The organism is Caballeronia ptereochthonis, from assembly GCF_001545075.1.
GTDB classification, from domain to species: domain Bacteria; phylum Pseudomonadota; class Gammaproteobacteria; order Burkholderiales; family Burkholderiaceae; genus Caballeronia; species Caballeronia ptereochthonis.
Map to the genome: position 1 here is coordinate 177384 of NZ_FCOB02000010.1, position 17810 is coordinate 195193.

16 protein-coding genes are annotated in these 17810 nt (G+C 65.5%); 11 read left to right on the forward strand and 5 right to left on the reverse strand.

Annotated elements, in window-relative coordinates:
• The first annotated feature begins 193 nt into the window (after positions 1-193).
• The 11 genes from AWB83_RS13050 to AWB83_RS13100 all read left to right on the forward strand — a co-directional run bounded on the left by AWB83_RS13050 (position 194) and on the right by AWB83_RS13100 (position 10811).
• Positions 194-1180 (forward strand): TRAP transporter substrate-binding protein, encoded by a 987-nt coding sequence (locus AWB83_RS13050; protein ID WP_087045853.1) that lies wholly within the window; start codon positions 194-196, stop codon positions 1178-1180.
• Between the two features lie 20 nt (positions 1181-1200).
• Positions 1201-1761, forward strand: coding sequence for a TRAP transporter small permease (locus tag AWB83_RS13055; protein ID WP_087045855.1), 561 nt, complete (start codon positions 1201-1203; stop codon positions 1759-1761).
• Positions 1758-3023 carry a TRAP transporter large permease gene (locus AWB83_RS13060; RefSeq protein WP_087045858.1) on the forward strand — a complete coding sequence of 422 codons (1266 nt, stop codon included), beginning with the start codon at positions 1758-1760 and terminating at the stop codon, positions 3021-3023. Before AWB83_RS13055 ends, AWB83_RS13060 begins: the two co-directional genes overlap by 4 nt.
• Positions 2999-3793, forward strand: a complete 795-nt coding sequence (locus AWB83_RS13065) for a 3-ketoacyl-ACP reductase (protein ID WP_087045860.1) — start codon at positions 2999-3001, stop codon at positions 3791-3793. Before AWB83_RS13060 ends, AWB83_RS13065 begins: the two co-directional genes overlap by 25 nt.
• Positions 3794-3831: 38 nt before the next feature.
• Positions 3832-4998, forward strand: coding sequence for a dihydrodipicolinate synthase family protein (locus tag AWB83_RS13070; RefSeq protein ID WP_087045947.1), 1167 nt, complete (start codon positions 3832-3834; stop codon positions 4996-4998).
• A gap of 53 nt (positions 4999-5051) precedes the next feature.
• Positions 5052-5777 carry an enoyl-CoA hydratase/isomerase family protein gene (locus AWB83_RS13075; protein WP_244197709.1) on the forward strand — a complete coding sequence of 242 codons (726 nt, stop codon included), beginning with the start codon at positions 5052-5054 and terminating at the stop codon, positions 5775-5777.
• Between the two features lie 4 nt (positions 5778-5781).
• On the forward strand, positions 5782-6600 hold the full coding sequence (locus tag AWB83_RS13080; protein WP_087045863.1) for an aldo/keto reductase: 819 nt from the start codon (positions 5782-5784) through the stop codon (positions 6598-6600).
• A 13-nt stretch (positions 6601-6613) separates the two neighbouring features.
• Positions 6614-7078 carry a MaoC family dehydratase gene (locus tag AWB83_RS13085; protein WP_087045865.1) on the forward strand — a complete coding sequence of 155 codons (465 nt, stop codon included), beginning with the start codon at positions 6614-6616 and terminating at the stop codon, positions 7076-7078.
• Position 7079: 1 nt separating this feature from the next.
• Positions 7080-8627 carry an acyl CoA:acetate/3-ketoacid CoA transferase gene (locus AWB83_RS13090; RefSeq protein ID WP_087045867.1) on the forward strand — a complete coding sequence of 516 codons (1548 nt, stop codon included), beginning with the start codon at positions 7080-7082 and terminating at the stop codon, positions 8625-8627.
• Positions 8628-8642: 15 nt separating this feature from the next.
• The gene (locus tag AWB83_RS13095) at positions 8643-9803 is read left to right on the forward strand and encodes an acyl-CoA dehydrogenase family protein (protein ID WP_087045869.1); all 1161 of its coding nucleotides are present in this window, start codon (positions 8643-8645) and stop codon (positions 9801-9803) included.
• Positions 9804-10340: 537 nt separating this feature from the next.
• Positions 10341-10811 (forward strand): YbhB/YbcL family Raf kinase inhibitor-like protein, encoded by a 471-nt coding sequence (locus tag AWB83_RS13100; RefSeq protein WP_087045949.1) that lies wholly within the window; start codon positions 10341-10343, stop codon positions 10809-10811.
• A 751-nt stretch (positions 10812-11562) separates the two neighbouring features.
• On the opposite strand, the gene AWB83_RS13110 is transcribed toward AWB83_RS13100, so the two are convergent.
• The 5 genes from AWB83_RS13110 to AWB83_RS13130 form a co-directional block, all read right to left on the reverse strand.
• Complete coding sequence (locus AWB83_RS13110) at positions 11563-12507, reverse strand: NAD(P)-dependent oxidoreductase (protein WP_087045951.1); 945 nt, start codon at positions 12505-12507, stop codon at positions 11563-11565.
• Positions 12508-12530: 23 nt separating this feature from the next.
• Positions 12531-13778, reverse strand: a complete 1248-nt coding sequence (locus AWB83_RS13115) for an alpha-hydroxy acid oxidase (RefSeq protein ID WP_087045870.1) — start codon at positions 13776-13778, stop codon at positions 12531-12533.
• 12 nt (positions 13779-13790) lie between these two features.
• Positions 13791-15086: an MFS transporter gene (locus AWB83_RS13120; RefSeq protein ID WP_087045872.1), complete on the reverse strand. Its 1296-nt coding sequence runs from the start codon at positions 15084-15086 to the stop codon at positions 13791-13793.
• Between the two features lie 81 nt (positions 15087-15167).
• Positions 15168-16091 carry a dihydrodipicolinate synthase family protein gene (locus AWB83_RS13125; protein WP_087045953.1) on the reverse strand — a complete coding sequence of 308 codons (924 nt, stop codon included), beginning with the start codon at positions 16089-16091 and terminating at the stop codon, positions 15168-15170.
• 52 nt (positions 16092-16143) lie between these two features.
• Positions 16144-17718, reverse strand: a complete 1575-nt coding sequence (locus AWB83_RS13130; protein ID WP_087045874.1) for a D-arabinonate dehydratase — start codon at positions 17716-17718, stop codon at positions 16144-16146.
• Between the last annotated feature and the right edge of the window lie 92 nt (positions 17719-17810).

The window sequence follows — 17810 nt, forward strand, 5'->3', positions numbered from 1 at the left end:
CGACGACGGCCGGTTCGGGTTTCCCTTAGCAAAATCCGCTTGCGCCGTATCGGCGCAGCTTTTACCCTATAGTAGATCGATCTAACACGCTTCCGCGGCCTGACGCGGCAGCAGATGCGGCCCGTTCCGGCCGCCTTTCCGTGCACCTTCGTCGCAGTGCAATATGGGCACAAGAACCATAGGAATCCGATATATGCGTGACTATCTCCTCTCTCGCCGCAGGATGTTGATGCTCGCCGCTGCTTCCGCGGCCGCGGGTTGCCTGCCGCGCTTCGCCAGTGCGCAAAGCCAGACGATCCGCATCGGCGATGTCGTGGATCGCCACAATCCGGAAGTCATCACGGAGAACGTGATGGCCAAACGGCTGAAGGAAACGACTGGCTTCGACGCCAGAGTGTTTCCGGACGGCGTCCTCGGTTCCCATACCCGCATGAACGAGCAGCTGCGCAACGGCACGCTCGAGGTCACGGTCACGAACGTGGCGGACCTGGAAGGCTATGACAAGCGCCTGGGCCTGTTCGCCATGCCGTTCGCGTTTCCCGACCGGAAATCGCTCTTCGCGGCCCAGGACGGCGCCCTCGGCAAGGCCTACGCCGGCATCCTCGACAATCTCGGCTTCGTGCTGCTGGGCTGGTTCGACTCGGGCTTGCGCAGCGTCTACAACCGCACCCGTCCCATCCATGAGCCCAACGATCTGAAGGGCCTGAAGATCCGCACGCAGGGCAATCAGATCATGATCGCCACGTTCAACCAGCTCGGCGCGCAGGCGACGCCACTGGACACGACCCAGATCTACTCCGCGCTGCAGCAAGGCGTCGTCGACGGCGCCGAGAACTCGGTCACCTTTTTCGTCCAGCAGCACCATAGCGAGGTGGCGAAGTACTACTCGTACACGAACCACTTCTTCTCGATCGATCCGATGCTGGCCAGCAAGAAGTGGTTCGATGCGCTCGAGCCCAAGAAGCAGGACGCCGTGAAGGAAGCCGCCGCGCAGGCTCAGCAGCACGAGCGGGATCTGTGGCTGGCCTCGGATGCCAAATATCTGGCTGAAGCCCAAAAGTCCGGCGTCGCCTTCAACGACGCGAACCTCCCAGCATTCCAGGCAGCGGTCAAGCCGGTCTACTCGAAGTACCGCTCGAACTTCGCCGAGCTGGCCAGCTACCTGCCGGCTCTCGGATAACCAGCCACAGGGTCCCCGACATGAAACCCGAACCGCATTCGCGCGTGCCCCGGGACAGCATCGGCAACGCTGCGGTGTTTCGCGTGCTCGCGAGCGCCGAAGACATGCTGATCGCGGTCCTGGTTTTTGCGATCTTCTGCGTCGTGCTGGCGGGCATTCTGTCCCGCTTCGTCTTCCACGTCTCCCTGTCGTGGAACATCGAGGTCAGCGTCACCCTGATGATCTGGATGACCTTCATCGGCATCGCGGTCGGGGTGCGCGACCGGGTCCACGTCGCCTTCGAGCTTTTCGAAGACAGGCTGAGCGGCCGCTGGTTTGCGCTGGCGTCCTTCGTCCAGATGCTGTTGATGGGTTTCCTGCTCGTCGCGCTGGCCTGGGGTGGCTGGCAGTTCATGCAGCTCGGACTCGACCAGATCACGCCGAGCGGCATCCCGCAATGGATCTCGTTCGCCGCCATCCCGGCCGGCAGCGCGCTAGGGCTGCTGCACCTGGTGGTCCACGCATGGGACGTGGCGGCCGACGCGGGGCTCGACGCCCGGGCGCCGCAGGGCCACGGCCATACCGGGACGAGGACGCAATGATTCTTACCGTCGGACTACTCGCGCTGTTCGTGCTCGTCGGCGCCCCGATCATCGCGTCGCTGGGCGTGGTGGGCACCATCGACGGCCTGCTCAACGGCCTGCCGCTGACCAACATCGCCCAGGCGATGTACCACGGCGTGGACTCGTTCACGCTGCTCGCCGTACCCCTTTTCATCCTCGCCGGCGAGATTCTGTTTCACTCGGGCTCGGCGGGCCGCCTGGTCAATTTCATGAATCTGCTGGTGGGGCGCGTGCCGGGCGGCCTGGGCGTGAGCGCCGTCGCCTCGACGATGGTGTTCTCCGGACTCAGCGGTTCGGTCAACGCCGATGCCGCCGCGATCAGTTCAGCCATGCTGCCTTCGATGGAGAAGGCAGGCTACCGCAAGGAATGGTCGTCCGCGATCATCGCGGCAGCGGCCGGGACCGGGATCCTGATCCCGCCGTCGATCACCATCATCGTGCTGGCGACCGTCGCGAACATGTCGGTCACCAAGTTGTTCCTCGCGGCGACGCTGCCCGCGATCCTGGTCGGCGTGACGAAGATGTTCATCATCATGTACCGGGCGCGCTCGGAGCCGCCGGTGGCGCCGGTCCACTTCAGCGTGCGCGAGCTGGGCCGGGCCTTCGTGCTCGCCATCCCGGCGCTGGGCGCGCCGATCATCATCCTGGGCGGGATCTTCATGGGCTTCTTCACGGCGACCGAATCCGCGGCGGCGGCGGTGGCCTACGTGACGATCATCACGCTGCTGCAGCGATCGATCCCCCATCGCGCGTGGATGGGCATCCTGATCAAGGCCGGCCGCACCAGTGCGATCGTGCTGTCGCTGGTGGGAGTCGCGCAGATTCTCGGGTACATGCTCGCGTACAACTCGGTGGGCGAGCAGGTGGCCGATTTCGCGTCGCAACTGACCGGCAACAAGTTCATTTTCACGGTATTCATCGTGGTGGTGTTCTGGCTGCTGGGCGCCCTTCTCGACGGCATTCCCGCGCTCATCCTGCTGATTCCGCTGTTCCTGCCGATCGCGCAGGACGCCGGCTTCAGCGACATCCACTTCGCGATCCTGGCCATCGCCATCGTCGGCATCTCGCTCGTGACGCCGCCGATCGGCACGGCCTGTTTCATCGTCACCGGCGTCGCCAACATCAAGATGGTGAATCTGGTACGGCCCATGCTGCCATTCATGGTCATCATGTTCGTGACCATCCTGCTGCTGGCTTTCGTGCCGGCGTTCTCCGAATGGCTACCTCATCTCCTGTACTAGCGCCGCGCCACGGACGGCCGCTGGCGCTCGTCACGGGCGCGCGCCGCGGCATCGGCGCAAGCATCGCGGCCGAGCTGGCGCAGCGCGGCTTCGACCTCGCATTGATCGACATCGATGAGGACGGTGCGCGCGAAATGCTGGCTGCCGTGGAATCGCACGGCGCACGCGCGCGCTTCTACCAGCATGATCTGGCCGATGGCGCCGCGCATCGCGCACTGGTCGAACGCATCGTCTCGGAAAGCGGCCCGATCGCCTGCCTGGTCAACAACGCGGGCGTGTCCGCCGACCAGCGCGGCGACCTGCTGGAACTCGGCGAACGGTCGTATGACCGGGTCGTCGACATCAACATGCGCGGAACGTTCTTTCTCACTCAGGCCGTGGCGCGCCACATGGCCGCGACCGCCAGCGACGACGCGCGCAGCATCGTCACGGTCTCGTCGGTCAGCGCCGAGCTGGCGTCGACGGAGCGCGGCGAATACTGCATGTCCAAGGCCGGGCTGGGCATGCTCACCAAGCTTTTCGCGCTGCGCCTCGCACCGCTCTCCATCGGCGTGTTCGAAGTGCGGCCCGGCATCATCCGCACGCCGATGACGGAAGCCGTCTCCGCGCGCTACGACGAACGCATCGCCGAAGGGATCGTTCCAATGCGGCGCTGGGGCGTTCCGCAGGACGTCGCCTCGGCCGTGGCGGCGCTGGCCTCGGGGCAGATGGCGTTCGCCACGGGCAGCGTGCTCAACATCGACGGCGCGCTGTCCATTCCGCGCCTGTGAGCCTCGACGCACTTTCATTCCAATTCATCGATCGCGACATGAACACCATTCAACTCCCGACTCCTGCCGGAGCGCTCGAGCGCTACACGCTCGTGGGCACGCCGCTGCAGGTCGGCCGCCCGGCCGCCCCCTTCAATCGCATCGCGCTGTCGGCCGCGCACGTCGTCGCCGATCCGTTCGCGGACGTCGATCCGTCCAGCGGCGGCAAGATCGACTGGGACAAGACGCTCGAATATCGCCGCTATCTGGCCAGCCTCGGTCTGGGCATCGCAGAGGCGATGGACACTGCGCAGCGCGGAATGGGCCTCAGCTGGCAAGAGTCGCTGCAGTTGATCCGCCGCACGCGCGCGGAGCTCTCCGACAGCCGTGTGCCCGTCTTCAACGGCTGCGGCACGGACCACCTCGATCCCGCATCGGTCGATTCGCTCGACGCCGTCGTCGATGCCTATCTGCAACAGGTCGACGCGATCCAGACCGCCGGCGGGCGTCTGATCCTGATGGCCAGCCGGGCGCTCGCGCGCGTGGCCCGTTCGCCCGACGACTATGTCTCGGTGTACCGCCGCGTGCTCGCGCAAGTGGATCAGGCGGTCATCCTGCATTGGCTGGGCGACATGTTCGATCCCGCTCTGGCCCGCTACTGGGGCACCGACGATCTGACGGCCGCGCGCGACGTGGCCCTGCAGGTCATGACGGAGTCCGCGGACAAGGTCGACGGCATCAAGGTCTCCCTGCTCGACAAGCAACGCGAGATCGACATGCGCCGCCTCCTGCCGGCCGGCGTGAAGATGTACACCGGCGACGATTTCAACTATCCCGAGTTGATCGCCGGCGACGAGCAAAGCTATTCACACGCGCTGCTGGGCATCTTCGACGGCATCGCGCCCGCGGCCTCCGCCGCGCTCAGCGAACTGGCAGCCGGACGTCGTGATCGCTTTGACGAAATTCTGGCGCCGACGGTGCCGCTGTCGCGCCACATCTTCCGCGCGCCGACGCGCTTCTACAAAACGGGCATCGTGTTCCTCGCCTACCTGAACGGCCATCAATCGCACATGGCGATGCTGGCCGGACAACAAGCCATGCGTCCGCTGCCGTATTTCGTCGATCTGTTCAAGCTGGCCGACGCGGCGGGCCTGCTGATGCAGCCCGAACTCGCGATCGCGCGCATGAAGACGGTCCTCGCCTGCTACGGCATATCGCAGGAATGAGCAGGACTGAGGAGGCATCGATGGGACAGATTCTTTCGCGCCGCGAAGGCGCGGTGCTCACGCTGGAGCTCAGCAATCCGGGCAAGGCCAATGCGCTCGACTTCGCGATGCTGGCCGCGCTCGACGAGCAGATTGCACGGATCGATGAGGACGACACCATCCGCGCGGTCGTGCTGCGCGGCACGGCGGGCGGCGTCTTCTCGTCCGGCGCCGACATCCGCGAATGGTCGGCGCTGGACCCCCAAGCATTCGCGACCCAATGGATCGGCGAGGGCAACGCGGTGTTCCGGCGCTTCGAACGGCTGCGCTGCCCGACCGTGGCCGTCATCGAGGGACTGTGCTTCGGCGGCGGCCTGGAGCTCGCGCTGTGCTGCGATCTGCGGCTGGCGGGCACCGGCGCACGATTGCGCTTTCCGGAAGTCGCGATCGGCGCCATTCCCGGCTGGGAGGGCGGCGACCGCTTGCAGCGCATCGCGGGCCGCGGGCGCGCGCTCGAAGCGGTGCTGCTGTCGCGCGAAATCGATCCGCCGGCCGCGTTGCAGTGGGGCATCGTCAATGCCGTCTGCGCGCCGCAGGAGGTCGAAGCCCGGCTGGAAGAATGGACCGCGCGTCTGTGCCGGATATCGCCGCGCGCCGCCGCCCTGGCCAAAGCCCTGATCGTCGATGACGACAAGGATCCGCACGCAGCCTATCCGGCGGCCGCGCTCGCGGCCCGCTCCAGTCCCGACGCGGAGCTCGGCATCCGCGCCTTCTTCGCGAAGACGGCTGCCGTCTTCTGACGCCATGAACATACTTTTCCAACGCACCCATCAACGATCTTTCGGCACCTGGCCGCTCAACGGGCGGCAACTGCTGGACGCGCTGCAGAGCGCCGTCGAGATCGGCTACCGCGCGATCGACACCGCGCAGCTCTACGACAACGAAATCGGCGTCGGCTCATCGCTGCGCGCCATCGGCATCCCGCGCGACGAGTTGTGCATCACGACCAAGATCGCGCCCGCGAACGATTCCGACGAACGTTTCATGCCGTCGCTGCGCGAAAGCCTCGAGAAGCTGAAGATCGATCGGGCCGACATACTGCTGCTGCACTGGCCGCCAGCCGACGGCAACGTCGCGCCTTCGGTGCGCCGCCTCGAAGAAGCGGCACGCGCGGGCCTGACACGCCACATCGGCATCAGCAACTTCAACGCCGCGATGATGCGCGCCGCGAAAGCCGCGACGGCGCTGCCGCTCGTCACCAATCAGGTCGAGTTTCATCCGCTGCTGAACCAGCGCGTATTGCTGGACACCGCCATCGAGACCGGCATTCCGCTCTCGTCCTACTGTTCGGTCGCGCGCGGCGAGATCTTCAAATATCCGCTCTTCGACGAGATCGGCGAGCGCTACGGCAAGTCGGCCGCGCAGGTGGCGCTGCGCTGGATCCTCCAGAACGGCGTCACGATCAGCACCATGTCGACGCGGCGCAGGAACATCGAGGCCAACTTCGACGTGATGGACTTCACGCTGTCCGGCATCGACATGAATCGCATCGACGAGCTGACCAAGACGAATTACCGCATCGTCAATCGCGAACGGGTTCCCCATGCGCCCGAGTTCGACTGATAAGGAAAACATCATGAGCACTCCCCTGCTCTTCGACGAAATCGAACCCGGTCTCACCTTCACGACGTCGGGCATCGTCGTCACCGAGAGCCATGTCGTGCAGTTCGCCGGCATCTCGGGCGACTTCTTCGACGTCCACATGGACGACGAATTCGCGCGCAGCGTCGGCTTTCCCGGTCGCGTCGCGCATGGTCTTCTGTGCCTCGCCATGGTCGACGGTCTCAAGAACCGCGCGACGACGAGCTTCGCCGCGGTCGCGACGCTGGAGTGGACTTATCGCTTTCACAAGCCGGTGCTCATCGGCGACAGGATTCAGGGGCGCATCCGCGTGCTGGACAAGCGCCCGACGCGCCGGTCCGACCGCGGCATCGTGCGCTTGCAGATCGAAGTACACAACCAGGACGGCGTGCTGATCCAGGACGGACTCAACGTGCTGATGGTCCGGGCAGGCGCGCACACGGGCAACGAGGAAAAATAAGATGAAGCGTGCAAACCTGATCGATGCGGATTCCATGGCGGCGGCGATCTTCGATGGCGCGGTCGTCGTATTGAGCGGCTCGGGCGGCGGACTGGTCGAACCCGATCACATCACCGAGGCCATCGAGCGCCGCTTTCTGCTCACGGGCCATCCGCGCGATCTCACGCTGATCCACGCCCTCGGGATCGGCGACGGCGTGACGAGCGGCATCAGCCGCTTCGCGCACGAGGGCATGGTGAAGCGGGTCATCGGCGGCCACTGGACGTGGTCCAGGCCGATGCAGAAGCTCGCCCGCGAGGAACACATCGAGGCCTACACACTGCCCGCCGGCGTGATCCAGACGCTGATACGCGAAGCCGGCGCGGGCCGTCACGGCCTCGTCACCCACATCGGCCTGGATACCTTCGCCGATCCGCGCCACGGCGGCGGCCGCGTCAACGCCCGGGCGCAGGAAGATCTGGTCGAGGTCGTCACGCTGGGCGGCAAGGAGCTGCTCTGGTACAAGCCCTTCGAGATCGACTTCGCCATCGTGCGTGGCACCACGGCGGATATGCAGGGCAACCTGACATCGCGTGAAGAGCCGGCCGACATCGACGCTTTCGCCGCGGCGCTCGCCGCGCACAACCGCGGCGGCCGCGTGTTCGCGCAGGTGCGCGACGTCTCCGCCACGCCGATCATGCCGGCGCGCGCGGTCACCGTGCCGGGCGTTCTGGTCGACGATATCTGCGTGTACGCCGACCAGAAGCAGACCACCGCCGCGGGCTACGATCCGGCCATCAGCGGCGAGATGCCGGCGCCCGACACGCGCACGCCGCCGCCGCTGCCCGAGGGCATCCGCTACATCATCGCGAAGCGCGCCGCGAAGGAGCTGGAACCCGGCGCCTGCGTCAACTTCGGCTACGGCCTGCCCGACGGCATTCCCGCAGTGGCGCATGCGGAAGGCGTGGACATCAGCTGGACCGTGATCGAGCAGGGATCGCACAACGGTGAACTGCTGGGCGGCGACCTGTTCGGCGCCACGCGCCATGCGAGCGCGATCCTGAAATCCAACGATCAGTTCGACCTGTTCAGCGGCGGCGGTATCGATATCGCCTTCCTCGGCATGGGCGAGCTGGACGCGCAAGGCAACGTCAACGTCTCCTGGCTGGGCGAGAACATCGTCGGACCCGGCGGGTTCGTCGACATCACGCAGCGCACGCGCAAGGTGGTCTTCTGCGGCACCTTCGAGGCGAAGGGGCTGGAGGTCGAACTGGAAGACGGACAGGTTCGCATCCGCCGTCACGGCTCGGTTCCGAAGCTGGTCGAGCAGGTCCGCCACATCACGTTCAGCGGCAGGCGGGCGCGCGCGGACGGCCAGAAAGTGATCTACGTCACCGAGCGCGCCGTCTTCGAGCTCGCGGCCGAGGGCTTGCGGCTGATCGAGGTCGCGCCGGGCGTGGATCTCGTCCGGGACGTGCTCGAACGCATGCCCTTCGACGTGTCCGTGCACCCGTCGTTGCGCGAGCGTGCGGAGCAGTCGTCGCAGACCGCGACCGCATCCACGAGCTGAAGACGGAGGAAAGCGATGGACTTTACGCTGAGCGACACGCAGAAAATGATGATCGAGACCGCGCGCCGCTTCGTCCGCGCCGAGCTGCAGCCGCTCGAGCAACAGGTGGAGGACGAAGGCGCGCTCGCGCCCGAGATCGCCCGTGGCCTGCAGTCCCGGGCCCGCGCGCTGGGCCTGTACGCGGTCAACATGCCCGCCGAGCTTGGCGGCGGAGGACTGAGCACAGTCGACTCGATGCTCTGCGAGGAGCAGTTCGGGCACAGCTCCGACATCCTCGTGCGGCGCGCGTTCGGCAACGTCTACGACGCGCTTCTGGCCTGCGAGGGCGAACAGATCGAACGCTGGCTGAAACCCGCGATCCGGGGCGAGCGGACCTGCGGCCTCGCGATCACCGAAACCGGCGCGGGCTCGGACGCCCAGGGCATCAGGACCACGGCGCGGAAGACCACGCTCGGCTGGGTGCTGAACGGCAGCAAGCACTTCATCAGCGATGCGCAATGGAGCGATTTCTTTCTGGTCTCGGCCCGCACCGGCGAGAGGGAAATTTCGCTCTTCGCGGTGGACAAAAACCTGCCCGGCTTCGTCGTCGGAAAGGATCAGCAGATGATGGGGCTGCGCGGCACGCCCCATCACGAGCTGTTTTTCGACGACGTCCCGCTGGAGCCGATGGCCCTGATCGGACGACAGGGCGAGGGATTCAAGCTGGCGATGAACATGCTCGGCCGTGTGCGCCTGGCGCTGATCGGCGCTCGTGGGATCGGCAAGGCTGCGCACGTGCTCGAAATGATGATCGAGTACGCCCGCGACCGGCGCCAGTTCGGCGTGCGCATCGGCGACTTCCAGATGATCCAGCAGCTCATCGCCGACAGCGTGATGGAGATCAACGCGGCGCGGCTGATGCTGCTCAACACCGCCAGCATGATGGACGCGGGACAGGACGCGCGCGACTGGATTTCGATGGTCAAGGTGCAGGCCTCCGAGACGCTGGGCCGCGTGGTCGACCGCGCGGTGCAGGTCTTCGGCGGCATGGGTTTCTGCAAGGAGCTGGCGATCGAACGCTATTACCGCGATGCCCGCGTCTACCGCATCTTCGACGGCACCTCGGAGATACATCGCTGCATCATCGCCCGCAATGCGCTCAAGCGCGGCGCGGCCCTGTTCGACCTTCATCGCTGAGCGCGGGCATCCGGCATGAATGCAATCTTTCAAGCCAGGGCGGTGAGTGCTTCCAATCAGATACGCGACGCGGCCAAAGCATAGACACGTAGCGCTTACGGATTGCTTGTAAAAACGCTGTGGGAAAGTCCGCTTTTGAAGGGCTCTTTCCTGGTAGCGGGCCTTGGCGAAGTGAGCCTTCGCGTTGGATTTGAGGTTGGCGCAACCGGATCTGCCATGCCGACACTACATGGTTCCAATCACGTATCGCCTGCGTTCCTGCTCATCCAACGGGAACATTTCCGTTGATTGCAGGCGCGCGGCGCGCTCATTGCATTCGGCCTCGCGCTGCACTAGTTTTCTTATGTCGCCGAGACAACGACGCGAGCACCGATTGAAACAGTTGAGCGCGGAGGATCCGCTCGCTCTCGCCCTTCGCGAGCGGCTGTCGATGAAGCCGATGGAGCACATACGATGCGCAGTTGCGCGGCATCCATTCTGATCTTGCTGGCCTGCGCCACCGGATTGGCGGCGCAGACCAACGCCCAGGAGCGGAACATGGCCCTGACCCTGACTTCGCACGCCTTCCACGATGGAGGCGAGATTCCCCAGCGCCACACCTGCAAGGGTGCGGACGTGTCGCCGCAGCTTGCATGGTCCGGCGTACCCGCCAACGCGAAAAGTCTCGCGCTGATCGTCGACGATCCCGACGCGCCCGACCCGGCCGCGCCACGGATGACGTGGGTGCACTGGGTGCTCTACAACATCCCGCCCACGGCGTCCGGTTTGCAGGAAGGCGTCACACCGGCCGCGCTGCCCGCAGGCACGCTGCAAGGCACCAATGACTTCCAGCGTGCCACGTATGGCGGTCCATGCCCGCCGGTCGGCCGTCATCGCTATTTCCACAAGCTGTACGCGCTCGACACGGTGCTGCCCGATCTTCACCATCCCACCAAGGCAGCGTTGGAGCAAGCGATGAAAGGCCATGTGGTGGCGCACACGGAATTGCTCGGCACATTCGGGCACTGATGCTGATGCGCCAAGGTCGAGCCGGCAGGTACAGCACTACCCAGCGGGCGCAAAAAAGTACGTGCCGAAGCGGCTAAGGAGGTCCGGTGCGCCGATGAGCAATAAACCGTCCAGGTCGGACGAAGGACTTTGCGTTCGGACCGATAACCCCGCATGGTGGGGACAATCCGTTGCGCTGCCCGTCGGCGGTCGGTCTCGCTATGGTCGGTCCCCAGTCAACGGTGGCTCGATGGGTCCAGCGAACAGGCCCCCATCGAAGAACGCGTCATCCAGTTCCATGATGGTGTCGTCTCCCATCAGAATGACGACGTATTCGTCTGACCCATCGCCAGGCACTTTGGAGATTTCCGCGATTGTTTGTTGGGGCGATCGCTCGTCGACGAAGCGCAACCAGTAGTAACCCGGGGCGGTTGGCCGTGTGTGTGTCCATTCCATGTCAAGCACTCTCGTCATCGTTTGGCGGACTATTGCGACTACATTATCGCTCCGCGACGGCTGCTGTCTTCACGTTGGTATGTATGCCACTCACGGCTCGCGCTAACGGAAACCGTCGATGTTTTTCGGCGTGCCGGGTCGATTGCCATGCCACCAGGGACGGACGGTAACGTGCGGGCATTTCGGTAGCCCGGTAGCACGCCCGACGCCATAGACGGAGAAGAGTGCACCGACATCGGCGGGAAAACCGGGCGATGAACCTCAGGTCGATGGCCGGTTCTGCCCCGTGAGGCGCACGCTGAGCGCAAGCGTGTTATCAGCCGGTTATTCCATCCCCATGACGCGCCGGTGGAAGCCCATTGAGTTCCGCCAATACATCGAAGATATGCGGCACGTATTTGTCACCGTGCCCGAGATTGGTCGCGAGCACATAGAGCTGACGCACCGCCTCCGCAATCACGGCCGTCGAAGACTGCGCCGCCGCGAGTTGCGAATACGAGCGCATGTCCTTGGCGGCATTGCGAATGGCGAACTGCTGGCCGCTGTCATCGCCTTCGAGCAGGTACGGAATGATGCGGTCGAACGTCTTGCTGTGCGCGCCGCTCAGGCGGCACACCGCCGCGAACTCGCTCAGGTTCAGCTTCGCCTTGGCCGCGGTCCCGAAGGCCTCGGCAAGAATGGCGCCGTTCGCCTGCGCGATGAAGTTGTGGATCAGCTTCGCGCGATAGCCCGCGCCATGCGCGCCCAGATGATGCACCGTCTCCGCGTACGCGGCCATCACCGGCCGCACGCGTTCGAGCACGTCCGCATCCCCGCCGGCCAACACGTTCAGCCGCCCTTCCCTGGCCTCCTTCGGCGTGCGATTCACCGGCGCATCGAGGAAGGCAGCGCCTTTGCCCGCGAAAGCAGCGGCCGCTTCGTCGGCGAATTCGGGATCGGCCGTCGTGCTGTCGATCACGATCAGCCCGGGATGCGCGCCCGCGAGCACGCCATCCTCCCTGAACACGACGTCGCGCACTTGCGGCGTTCCCGTCACGCAGATCAGCACGACGTCCGCGTTGCGCGCGAGTTCGGCGGCGCTGCGTGCTTCCGCCGCGCCTTGCGAGAGCAGCGCGTTCAGGGCGTCCCGGCTTCGATGCGCGAGCGCCGAGAGATGAAAGCCATTCTTGAGTACCTGCGCCGCGATTGCGCTGCCCATCAGTCCCAGTCCGATCATGCCGACCCGTTCGACACGCGCCGCCGATGAGTCTCGTTCATTCATGCGTTCCACGCTGCCTGTATCGTTCATTGCAATTCCGCTTCCAGTAATGTTTCGTGAGCGGACCGCGACGCGTCGCGCGGCGCCGGCCGGACCTCGCGCGGCATCCGTTGCAGATAGCGCGCGTCCAGCGCGGCGACACTGCCGCAGCCCAGTAGACCGATGACCCGGTCCACTTCCGTCCTGAGAATGTCGATGGCCCGATCGACGCCCGCGCGGCCTCCGGCCGCCAGCCCCCATGTCGTCGCGCGGCCGAGCAGCACGGCGTCCGCGCCCAGCGCGATGGCTTTCACGATGTCGGTGCCCCGCCGGAAGCCGCCGTCGAGCATGATCGCAAGACGCCCCTTGGCGACATCGACCACTTCGGGCAGGACGTCCATCGCCGAGACCGCGCCGTCCAGTTGCCGGCCGCCATGATTCGACAGCACGATGCCGTCCGCCCCGAGCGACACCGCCTGCGCGGCATCATCCGGATGAAGCAGGCCCTTGACGATGAGCCGGCCCGGCCACCGGTCGCGCAACCAGCGAATGTCGTTCCACGACAGCGACGGGTCCAGCTCCTTCGCGAGCGCCGAGGCCGCGCCGCGCACGCTGTCCTGCCCCGGCGGCAGCAAGTCGCCGAGATTGGCGAAGCGCGGCATGCCCTTCGGCCACAGCACGTCCATCATCCAGCGCGGATGCGCGATGACATCGAGCGTATTGCGCCAGTTCAGCTCGAGCGGCCTCGCGTAGTTGCGCAGATCCCACTCGCGCTTGCCGTAGATCGCGCTGTCGGTCGTGACGACGAGCGCCTCCACGCCCGCGCGTTGCGCGCGCTCGGCCAGCTTCGCGACGAAATCGCGCGTGCGGTACATGTAGACCTGCATCCACACGCGGCCGCCCGCGCGCTCGACGACACGCTCGAGCGGCACCGTCGACGCATTGCTCAGGACGAACGGAATACCCGCCGCCGCGGCCGCGCTCGCCAGCGCGATGTCGCCTTCGTGGGCAAGGAGCCCGCTGAAGCCCGTCGGCCCGATCATGAACGGCGCGGCGCTGCGCCGTCCGAACAGCTCGATGCCGATGTCGCGCTTCGACACATCGACCAGCGAGCGCGGCCGAAACGCGATATCCGCGAACACATCGCGATTGCGGCGCAGGGTGGCTTCCTCCTCCGCACCGCCCTCCACATACTCGAAGCAGAAGTTGGGCACGCGCCGCGCCGCCATGGCGCGCAGCTCCTCGATGCTATGAGCCCGGCGCGGATCGTTGCCCGTATATAAACGGCGCTGCACTTCGCTTTCTCCTCAGACCGGAAGCTTCTTCTGATAGTCGATCGCCAGCACGGCGAGCATCTGGACCACCGCCACCGCGACGAAGAACATCAGGGCCAGGAAGTACGAACCGGTCGTCTGCACGATGTAACCGATGAAGATCGGCACGAAAATGCCCGCGATATTGCCGACGAAGTTCATGATCCCGTTCAGCGCGCCGGCGCGGGCGCGCGTGGCGAGCATGGCCGGCGTCGCCCAGTTGCAGCCGCCGCACCAGCGCAGGAAGAACAGCGAGACGCACAACAGGCCCACGACGAGGAACGGCGCACGAACATAGGCGACGCCCAGCATCGACAGCGCGACGGCAGTCGCGCCAATGAACATCATGGTGCGATAGACGAGGTTGGATCCCGCGCCCGCCGCTTTCCACTTGTCGGCGATCTGACCGCCGATCACTTCGCCGACGAAGCCGCAGAAGAAAATCAGGAACGTCGCGCCGCCCAGCGACTTGAGATCGAAGCCGTGGACCTTGAAGAGATAGGTCGGCAGCCAGGTCATCAGGCCGAAGAAGATCAGGTTCGTGCAGGTGTGGCTCGCGCACATGCCCCATACCGAGCGATACCCGAAGAAGCGCAGCAGCGAGCCGCCCGCCGCGACCTTGGGCTCGCGGGCATCCTCTTCGGCATGCGCCTGTTCGATGTAGGCGATCTCCGCCTCGCTGATGGACGGATGCTCGCGTGGCGTATTGCGGATGTACCACCACGCCCAGATGCCGCAGGCGATCGTGCCGACGCCCGCGACGACGAACGCCGCGCGCCACGAGCCGAACCATGCCATCAGCGTCGCGACGACGACCGCGCCGACGCCGGAGCCGAGCGCCGAGCCGGCATCGACGATCGCCGCGCCGCGCGTCTTCTCGTGCTGGGTGAGCCACAGCGCGTTGAGCTTGCCGCCGCCCGGATAGATCGGCGCTTCGGTGATGCCCAGGCCCAGACGCGTGAGCAGCAGCGCAAACCAGCCCGTGCAGACCGCGCCGAGTGCCTGGAATGCGCCCCAGCCGATCGTCGCCGCCGCGATCAGCGCTCGCGGCTTCAGGCGGTCGGCCAGCATGCCGGACGGCACCTGCATGAAGAGATACGTCCAGAAAAACGAGCTGAGGATGAGGCCCTGACGCTCGGGCGAGAGATCGAACTCTTGCGCGATGGACGGCATCGCGACCGAAAGCGCCGCGCGGTCGATGTAGTTGATCGATACGAGCAAAAGCAGCAGAAGAAAAATCTTCCACCGCACGCTGGTCATTCCGGCCGCCTGCACACTGGACACGCTCATGTCCGGGTCTCCTGTAAGTCTTATAAAAGTAAGCCGGGCGGGCATGGCCCGCCATGACACGGTTTGCTGCAGCGTGGACGCCTATTGTCCCCAGCGCAGCACGATCGGATCGAGACGGCGCGCAACTTCGAGCAGGCCTTCCCGGGTCTTCGGATGCACGGGCGCGAGCGGGTGACGCACCGCGTCCGAGCGGATGACACCGCCTTCCTTCATCAGGATCTTGCAGGCCGCGAGGCCGCACTGACGGTTTTCGTAATTGATGAGCGGCAGCCACTGCTGATAGAGCGATGCCGCCTTCTCGCGCTCGCCGCTCATGTACGCATCGACGATCTTGCGGATGCCGTCGGGGTAGCCGCCGCCGGTCATCGAACCGGTCGCGCCGGCGTCGAGATCGGGCATCAGGGTAATGGCTTCCTCGCCGTCCCAAGGACCGACGACGCTGTCGCCACCCAGTTCGATCAGCTCGCGCAGCTTCGCGGCCGCCTGCGCGGTCTCGATCTTGAAGTACGAGACGTGGTCGATCTCCCGCGCCATGCGCGCAAGGAACGGCGCCGAAAGCGGCGTGCCGGCGACCGGCGCGTCCTGAATCATGATCGGAATGCGGATCGCGTCGGACACCTTGCCGAAGAACTCGAAAATGCCCTTTTCCGTGACGCGGATCGTCGCGCCGTGGTACGGCGGCATGATCATCACCATCGCGGCGCCGGCGCTCTCGGCCGTGCGGCTGCGGCGCGCGCATACTTCAGAGCTGAAGTGCGTCGTCGTGACGATGACGGGCACGCGTCCGGCCACGTGTTCCAGCACGACGCGGATGATCGTGTCGCGCTCGTCGTCGGCGAGCACGAACTGCTCGGAGAAGTTGGCAAGAATGCACAGGCCGTTGGAGCCTGCGTCGATCATGAAGTCGACGCAACGCTTCTGACCTTCGAGGTCGAGTCGGCCTGCGTCGTCGAAGATGGTCGGGACGACCGGGAATACGCCGCGGTAGCGGCTATCGTTCTGCATGCTCATGGAGTGCGAGGAGTAAGGGTTGAATTCGGTGGACGTCGGGATGCGCTCAGGTGATCGCGCCGATCTGCCAGGGCACGAACTCGTTCTGTCCGTATCCGTGCATCTCGCTGCGCGAGCGCTTGCCCGATGCCGTGTCGAGCATCAGCTGGAAGAGTTCGGCGCCCATCTGCCCGATGCTCTTCTGGCCGCTCAGGATCGGACCGCAGTTCAGGTCCATGTCTTCCTGCTGGCGGTTCCATAGCGCGTCGTTGGTCGCGATCTTCAGCGAGGGCGTCGGCGAGCAGCCGTAGGCGGATCCGCGTCCGGTCGTGAAGCAGATGAGATTCGCGCCGCCCGCGACCTGCCCCGTCGCGGAAATCGGGTCGTAGCCGGGCGTATCCATGAAGACGAGCCCCTTCGCCGTGACGCGCTGGGCGTACTCGTAGACTTCGACGAGATTCGTATTGCCCGCCTTCGCGATGCCCCCGAGCGACTTCTCCAGCACCGTCGTGAGGCCGCCCGCCTTGTTGCCCGCCGACGGATTGTTATTCATCGCCGCTCGATTGCGCGCGCAATAGTCTTCCCACCAGTGGATGCGCGCGACGAGCTTCTCGCCGACCTCGCGGCTGACGGCGCGGCGCGTCAGCAGATGCTCGGCACCATAGATTTCCGGCGTTTCCGACAGGATCGCGGTGCCGCCGTGCGCGACGAGCAAGTCCACGGCCGCGCCAAGCGCGGGGTTCGCGGAGATGCCGGAATAGCCGTCGGAGCCGCCGCATTGCAGGCCGACGATCAGATGCGAAGCCGGCACGGGGCGGCGCTGGACGCGGTTTGCGGCCTCGAGCATCTCCTCGATGCGTTCGATGCCGTGCGCGACGGTCTTCGCCGTACCGCCCGTCTCCTGAATGTTGAAGGTCCTGAGGAACGGTGCTTCGACGAGACCTTGCGTCTCCATGATGCGCGCGATCTGGTTGGTCTCGCAGCCGAGGCCGATGACGAGCACGCCCGCGAAGTTGGGATGCGCCGCATAGCCGCCGAGCGTGCGCTGCAAGAGCGCGAGTCCTTCGCCTTCCGGATCGACGGCGCATCCCACGCCGTGCGTCAGCGCGACAACTCCGTCGATGTTCGGATACGGCGCGAGGCTTTCTGGGTTCGTATCGCGGCGGAAGTGATCGGCGATCGCCCGCGCAACCGTCGCCGAGCAGTTCACCGACGTCAAGATGCCGATGTAGTTGCGCGTCGCGACGCGTCCGTCCGCGCGAACGATGCCCTCGAAGGTCGCCGGCGTGCCCGCATGGTCGGTTGCGCGCGATGCGGCGCAGAAACCGTAGTCGCGGTCGAACTCGCCCATCGCGAGGTTATGAATGTGAACATGCTCGCCGGCCTGAATCGCGCGGCTTGCGAATCCGATGATCTGCCCGTAGCGCCTCACGGCCTCGCCTTGCGCGATGGCGCGCGTCGCGATCTTGTGGCCCGGCGGAATCAGTCCCGAAACGGTCACGCCTTCCTCGCTCAGGCGGGCGCCACCTACGAGCTGCTCTCGCGCGATGACGACGTCGTCATCGCGATGAAGGCGAATGGTGAGGGGACGCGGCGCGGCTTCGACGAGCCCGCCGATGATGCTCTCGCTTGAGTTCTGCATTGTGGTCACCCGAAAACGGGTCCGTGATGTTGTCTCCGGGGCTGACTATACGGTGGTGCTCCGCCGCATGTATATTGAATAGTTTCCATCCC